Source organism: uncultured Campylobacter sp. (assembly GCF_947255105.1).
Classification (GTDB): Bacteria; Campylobacterota; Campylobacteria; order Campylobacterales; family Campylobacteraceae; genus Campylobacter_B.
This window is the reverse complement of sequence record NZ_CAMYFP010000024.1, coordinates 1-6,148: the sequence shown is the minus strand read 5'-3', so window position 1 is coordinate 6,148 and position 6,148 is coordinate 1. Positions and strand designations below refer to the sequence as shown.

At 34.4% G+C, this 6,148-nt stretch carries 7 protein-coding genes; all 7 read right to left on the bottom strand.

Annotated elements, in window-relative coordinates:
* Positions 1 to 147 precede the first annotated feature (147 nt).
* Positions 148 to 1,362, bottom strand: coding sequence for a hypothetical protein (locus tag Q0X52_RS07770; RefSeq protein WP_297576622.1), 1,215 nt, complete (start codon positions 1,360 to 1,362; stop codon positions 148 to 150).
* 9 nt (positions 1,363 to 1,371) lie between these two features.
* Positions 1,372 to 2,727 carry a DUF6844 domain-containing protein gene (locus Q0X52_RS07765; protein ID WP_297576621.1) on the bottom strand — a complete coding sequence of 452 codons (1,356 nt, stop codon included), beginning with the start codon at positions 2,725 to 2,727 and terminating at the stop codon, positions 1,372 to 1,374.
* Positions 2,728 to 2,748: 21 nt separating this feature from the next.
* Positions 2,749 to 3,363: a penicillin-binding protein activator LpoB gene (lpoB, locus tag Q0X52_RS07760; RefSeq protein ID WP_297576620.1), complete on the bottom strand. Its 615-nt coding sequence runs from the start codon at positions 3,361 to 3,363 to the stop codon at positions 2,749 to 2,751.
* Positions 3,364 to 3,372: 9 nt separating this feature from the next.
* Positions 3,373 to 3,816 (bottom strand): DUF1425 domain-containing protein, encoded by a 444-nt coding sequence (locus Q0X52_RS07755; protein WP_297576619.1) that lies wholly within the window; start codon positions 3,814 to 3,816, stop codon positions 3,373 to 3,375.
* A gap of 9 nt (positions 3,817 to 3,825) precedes the next feature.
* Complete coding sequence (locus tag Q0X52_RS07750; protein ID WP_297576617.1) at positions 3,826 to 5,178, bottom strand: hypothetical protein; 1,353 nt, start codon at positions 5,176 to 5,178, stop codon at positions 3,826 to 3,828.
* A 101-nt stretch (positions 5,179 to 5,279) separates the two neighbouring features.
* On the bottom strand, positions 5,280 to 5,507 hold the full coding sequence (locus tag Q0X52_RS07745; RefSeq protein ID WP_297576615.1) for a hypothetical protein: 228 nt from the start codon (positions 5,505 to 5,507) through the stop codon (positions 5,280 to 5,282).
* Between the two features lie 465 nt (positions 5,508 to 5,972).
* Positions 5,973 to 6,148 (bottom strand): helix-hairpin-helix domain-containing protein (locus Q0X52_RS07740; RefSeq protein WP_297576623.1); only part of this gene is annotated, 176 nt, incomplete at its 5' end.

Below are 6,148 nucleotides of genomic sequence, written 5' to 3'. Positions count from 1 at the left end.
TTGCCTGCAAAACTTCAAAGCCATTGGTTTTTAAATTTTGTATTAAAGCTTTCATTTTTGCTCCCTATTTTGATTTAAATTTATTTTAGCAGAGCTAGCAATATTGCCAACTCCGCAATTTGTCTTAAATTTCAAATAGCTCAAAGCTCAAAATGGCAAGACGACCCCTCCGCCTGGTTCCACTTTGACAGCTGTATCTTTGCCTTCACCTCCACCAAAACCTACTTTCCTGCAGATATCGCCTTTTTTAGCGCTTCCTTCAATGATTTGCCCGTAGGACATTTTTGGAGTTTGGCGGATGATTTTTATTTTGCCCACAAGATTTTCAACTCTTCCAACACTCTCTTTTGTGTAGCTGTCGCTAACTTTTTTCCCAAGTGAAAAGACCTCATAAACATCGCCAACACTTAAACTTTGAGAGAGCACAACTTCGCCATTAACAAGATCGGCAATTTTTAATGGAAATATATTGTCGATGATATCCTCTGTTAGGCTCTGTGCGATTTTGTTGCTTAAATTTGATAAAATCTCGCCATTTGATGAGCCTTTTACGTTAAAGTTGAAATTTTTTGTCTTTGAAAACTTGATCTGTCTAGTTGCCATTGTGACTATTTGATAATCAATCGTAGCTTTTAGTCTGCTTGCATTTTTGTTAGTTAGTGACGCGCTGTCTTTTAAAACGCTAAAATCACTCACATTTACAACATATAGATAGTCAGCCCCCAAAACATTGCCAAGTTTTAAAATCTCATCTTTTTTAGCACTTTTAGACTTTATAATAGCCTCTTCAACTGCGTAAATTTGAGAGTTGTTTGCCCTATCTAAGATTGTAAATTTTCTAGTTTGTGTCATTTGGTTGATGATAGCTTGAGTAAGAGGCTCGGCAATATAGGCTGAGCCCATAAATCCGCCTAAAAACTCATAGCTATTTTGTGAGACAAAAACTGGCAAAATCGCCATCTTTCTTCGGTTGTTTGGATCAAGTCCTGGAGCTTTGTATTTTTTCGATGTTGTGATTTTTTTGATTGTAACATCGGCCTCATAACCGCCGCCAACCTCTCTTACGCCAACTATATCAAAGCCATCTATCTTGCCATTTGTAGCGCGGCTAATGCCTGATGAGTAGCTATCTTTTATAAAATTTCCATCGCTACTTGCAACTGAGTTTGTCACAAAGAGCTTGTTGCTATCTATCTTTACGCCACCTATCTTTCCAAGAGCCTCAATTATGGCATTATTTACAGCCTCTTCTCTTGTAGAGCCGCTACCTGTGCCATCTGCACTCTGCGTTGTAGTCTTGGTCACAACTTCGGCACAAAGCCCAACAGCAAAAATAAGCAAAAAAGCTACTATTTTTTTCATCTATCTTCCTTAAAAATCATCTATATCATTTACCATTTTACTTTTGGTTGAAACATCATTTGATTTTTTAACCTCTTGTTTTGCTGTTTGGCTAGACTTTTTGCCACTTTGAATATCTATGATCTCATTTGTATTTTTAACATTGGCATAAGAGTAAAATCTCACCACTCCAACATGCTCAATACCGTTTTTATCGACAACTGACCACCTCTTAAGAGTTCTAATACCTTTTAAGGTTAGATTTGAATTTGCTCGTATCTCTTTGGTAGTTTGATCGATGATATTTTTTGCAACATTCTCGCTCTCTTTAGTGCTTTCGTTTGTAATAAGCTGTGTTATGGCATGCTCCATCTCTTCGCCAGTTTTTTTATTTTCTTGAAACGATAAACTTAAAGATATGAATTCACCAATTGCTGCATCTGCATTTTGAGAAGCTGTTTCTTGGGCAATATCTTTTTGTCTTTTGTTGATATACTCATCTGAGCTATTTTTAAAATAACCCCACCTTCCATAACTCAAAATAACAGGCGAGCCATTTTCATCATAGACCAAGCGAATGCCAAATTCATCTAAAAAACCCTCTTTTGTAGTAGGTAAAAATTCGGCTATCTTTTTTCCTTTACCTTTGATGAGTGAGTTTCTTTTAAATTTCATATCTCTTGCAATTTGGACTGTCTTTTCAGACATTACAGCTATGATACCTATATCGTAAGTAGAGCCACTTTTTACAACTGCTGTTTGAATAGGAACAAGACCAGAAATCTCCCCCATAGCTGTAGTTTTTATATTTTTAACTAAATTTTCAGCCAAAAGAACCTTTTTTCTCTCACTGCTTATCCCCTTTTTGGCATCAACACCAAGTTTTGACAACATATCATCAAGCTTGGCGCCAGCAAGTGTTGAGACCTTGGATAGGAGCTGCGAAAAAGCGCTCTCAGGTGGAAGTTTTTCAAACTCTTTTGCATTTGTAGAGTTATCTGAAAAATTCTTTTTCAAAGTTTCAGTTGCCTGTCTTCCAAAACTATCTCTTATATATTTTGCTTGAAGCTCTAAAAGTGCCTTGTTGTATGCATTGACTAGCGATTTTGCAAAGTCGGCGTCACTTGCACCAACCAAAGTTGTTGCTTTGGCATTGTAAAATGTCCTTCCATTTTTGGTTTCGCCATACTCTATACTTTGTGCATTGCTAAAATCATCAAAAAATTGATCTATACTCTGGGAATCTTCATCTTGTGATGAGGAGTCTGATAAAGAATTTTGCATCTCAACCTCACTTGCGCTCACCTCTGCTGGCTCTAAATTTGACTCATTTGCACCAAGCAAGAGAGTCGCAATTGCGACTAATGATAGTAGTTTTTTAAACATAATATTTACCTCTTTAAATCATTACCAACTAACTGTTTTGTTTGAGCCAAGTTTTCCAACAACTATCTCATCTTCCCAAAATGCCAAACCGCTAGCAAGCTCTGTTAAAGTTAGCTGAAAATAATACTCAACCAACTGGTCGCCTTTGTGTGTTTTTGCATTTCTTTGGATGATTTTGCCGCTAAGTCCCATATCTGGCGCTATCATTGTGCCTTTTTTGGCTACTGTTTTTTGATTGATCTCATCATTATCTCTAAGATCTCTTACAGAGTGGCTAAGAGTGGATTCTGCACCTCCAACCTGTATAGCAGAAGTAACAACTGCTTTTCCGCTCTTTAACATAGCAATTCTTATCTTTTTGATAAGCAGATCAGTATCGATCCTTTGAGTTGTGTCGTTTATAACCTGATCTATGGCTACAACATATCTCCCACCACCCGGTCTGTTTAGTGCGCCGCTTGATAGAAGGCTCTCAGTTGCCTCCATAGCAGCCTTTTCAAAATCGCCTCTATCGATACCCATAGTAACTGGTGCCACACTCGAACCACTTCCATCGCCGATATATTGTGGTTCTTTTGCACAACCTGCAAAAATCAAAGCAGCAACAGCTAAAGTAAAATAAATTGTTTTTTTCATCTTTTTTCCTTAATGTGAATATCTTTTATGATAAGAATCATCTCGTTTTTTATCATCGCTTGTTGGTTTTTGCAAAATGATAACAAAATCTTGTGATTTGATACTTGGTGAGATACCGTGTATGCTCAACATTCTGCCACTTTCAACAAGAGTTTTTGTCCATTTACTCATAATTGTTTTTTGAGTAAAGCCATTTTCATCTTTCCACTCTATCTTATAAGAAATTAGCCCATTTAACGAGCTTTCATTTTTAAACAAAGCCTCAAACTCAATAAGTCCATCGGCTCTTCTTGCCTCATTTAGACCATGAAATTTAAGCCAACTGCCCAAGTTTTTCTCATCATATTGAATGCGATAATCTTGAGTAACTTTAGGTCCAACATCCTGCTGATTGCTAGCACAACCAGCAAACAAAATCAAAAAAGCCAAAACAATATACTTTGTAAATTTCATTTTTATCCTTTAAAATAATATTTTATGAACACTATCTACTCCCATGACAGGAGAGTTTATATAAACTATCATATTTTTATCTTTTGGAGTTGATATACTTGTGATAACTTTATCATCTGGCGAGGTTATAGTCAAAGTCGAACCATCATTTTCAACTCTTAAAACTTGGAAATTCTTAGGCAAAGAGACCCAGCCTCTAATATCTGCTCTATTTGTAAAAGCGCTAAAAAGGGTAAGTCCAAATCCCAAAAGCTCATCTTCTTTCGTTGCGCTATAAGTAGCAACTGTTTTTATCGTAGTCCTTATCAAAGATCTTGTGATTATAAATGGAAGCTTTGTTTTAAATTCAGTTTTGATAACTCTATCCATATCTGCGACATAATTTGTCTTTTGATTTTGGATCTTCAAAAATGGATAAGATGAGCTTTGCTCTTGCAAATTTGGAAAGACCATTCCAATATATGGGACATTTTCACTTACAACAAACAAAGGCACATCAACTCTCATCTCATTTTTTCTAGCCGACTTTCCATTTTCATAAATAAGCCAAATGTATTTTTTCTTTAAATTTGGATTTTTTAAAAGAGCATTGACAAGTGCAAAATCATCTTTGAAAACTTGATTGTTTGGCTCCATCGCAATATTTTCTTTTAGTAGGTATCTCGCTTTTTTATAGTCTTTATCTGCCATAAAAAAGAGCGCTGAGATATATGTTGCAAAGGGATTTACAAAATCAGGATATGCTTTGAAATTTGCAAAAATCCCGCTATCGTAGAGATTTGTAACAGTTTTTACCGATGTTGGGTTGAGTGCTATTTTTGTTATATCTTGATCTTTATTTTTAAGCTCGCTAACTCTTCTATCAATCTCTTTTCTAAAGCTATCTTTTGCGCGGCGCTGTCTATCTAAGGCTCTATTAAACTCAACTCTTGCATTTTTAAAGTCTCCAATTGACATGAAATTTAGCCCTTTATAGACGTTTAGCATGATAGTTTCATAAACATTGCCGCGGTAGGAGTCAATATTGTCATTTAAAATGACACTTGTAACAGCTTTCGTAGCCTTAAAAGCTTGATTTTCAAGATCAACATCGCTTTGATATAAATTTTCTGCTTGATCTAAATAGTAGTTGCTTTTGTTGTAGTCAAAGCAATTGCGCATATGGCTAGCTCCAAGCTCATACCACATAATCAAATCGCTTTTTGACTTTATCTTCTCTTCTACAAATTTATCATCACATATTTGATTGTCATAGATTGCGTCATATTGGTTCAAAACACCAGAATAGCCACCAATAGTTTCAGCACAACCAACAAAAACAAACAACAAACTGATAGATAAAAATAGCTCTTTAATATTCATTTTCATTCCTAAACATCAAAGTATAGCGTAAAAAGAGAAAATTTATTTTAAATCCTTAAATTCATATCCAAATTTATATAAGTTATAAAAACTAAACATACCTATCTCAATCTATATTTTTTTATAATCCTATCTCTCTCATCTGCTAGAATTTTTTCACACTCATTATAGGTTTTTTCTTTGGAGTATTCTTGCCAAATTTTATCTGTTAAATCCCAAAAATTATACAAGTCATCGTTTTTATAAGTTTTATCTATAATATTTTTCTCTCTCATAAGTCGAGTTATCAGATCTGCACAATAACTGCATTTGGCTCTCAAACTTATCACCGCTCATTGCCCTATCCCAATCTAAGTCTAAATTTATACTCATTTTAGATCCACCTCTCACAATCTTTTAAAAAATATCTATAAACTAAAGCTTAACCATTTTTATTTAAATTTAATAACTTACACCTAAATTTCACCCACTTTACCTACTTTGAAATTTAAACTAATAAGTAGGTTTTATGATGCCAAAGTTAAGAGTAGTGCAAATTAGAAAGCCTAGTTAAATTTCAACTCTTATCTCATTGAAATTTAACTTTTTTATTAGCTCAATAACAAACTCTAAGTCTCATTGAAATTTAAATAGGTTTTGCTTGAGGATAAAGCTGTAAGCTAAACTAATTTAATACAGCCAATAAAAGTTAAAGTGTTGGAATAAGCTTAAATTTCATCACAAAGAGTGATAAATTTAAGCTCTGTTATTTAGTAAAAGTTAGCTAACTATCATCTAGCTAAACTAATTATTATCTACTTCCCCTCTACCTTTATATCATCTTTTATAGCTTCAAACTTTTTAGCACCTATACCTTTTACGTTTTGAAGATCTTCTATCTTTTTAAATTTATTCTCTTTTCTATATTCTATGATGTTGTTAGCTGTTGTCTCTCCAATGCCCTTTAGACTCATAAGTTCCTCTTTGGAAG

Coding starts and splice junctions, on each gene's coding strand:
- Q0X52_RS07770 (WP_297576622.1), bottom strand. CDS start 1,362: ATGAAAAAAATAGTAGCTTTTTTGCTTATTTTTGCTGTTGGGCTTTGT.
- Q0X52_RS07765 (WP_297576621.1), bottom strand. CDS start 2,727: ATGTTTAAAAAACTACTATCATTAGTCGCAATTGCGACTCTCTTGCTT.
- lpoB (WP_297576620.1), bottom strand. CDS start 3,363: ATGAAAAAAACAATTTATTTTACTTTAGCTGTTGCTGCTTTGATTTTT.
- Q0X52_RS07755 (WP_297576619.1), bottom strand. CDS start 3,816: ATGAAATTTACAAAGTATATTGTTTTGGCTTTTTTGATTTTGTTTGCT.
- Q0X52_RS07750 (WP_297576617.1), bottom strand. CDS start 5,178: ATGAATATTAAAGAGCTATTTTTATCTATCAGTTTGTTGTTTGTTTTT.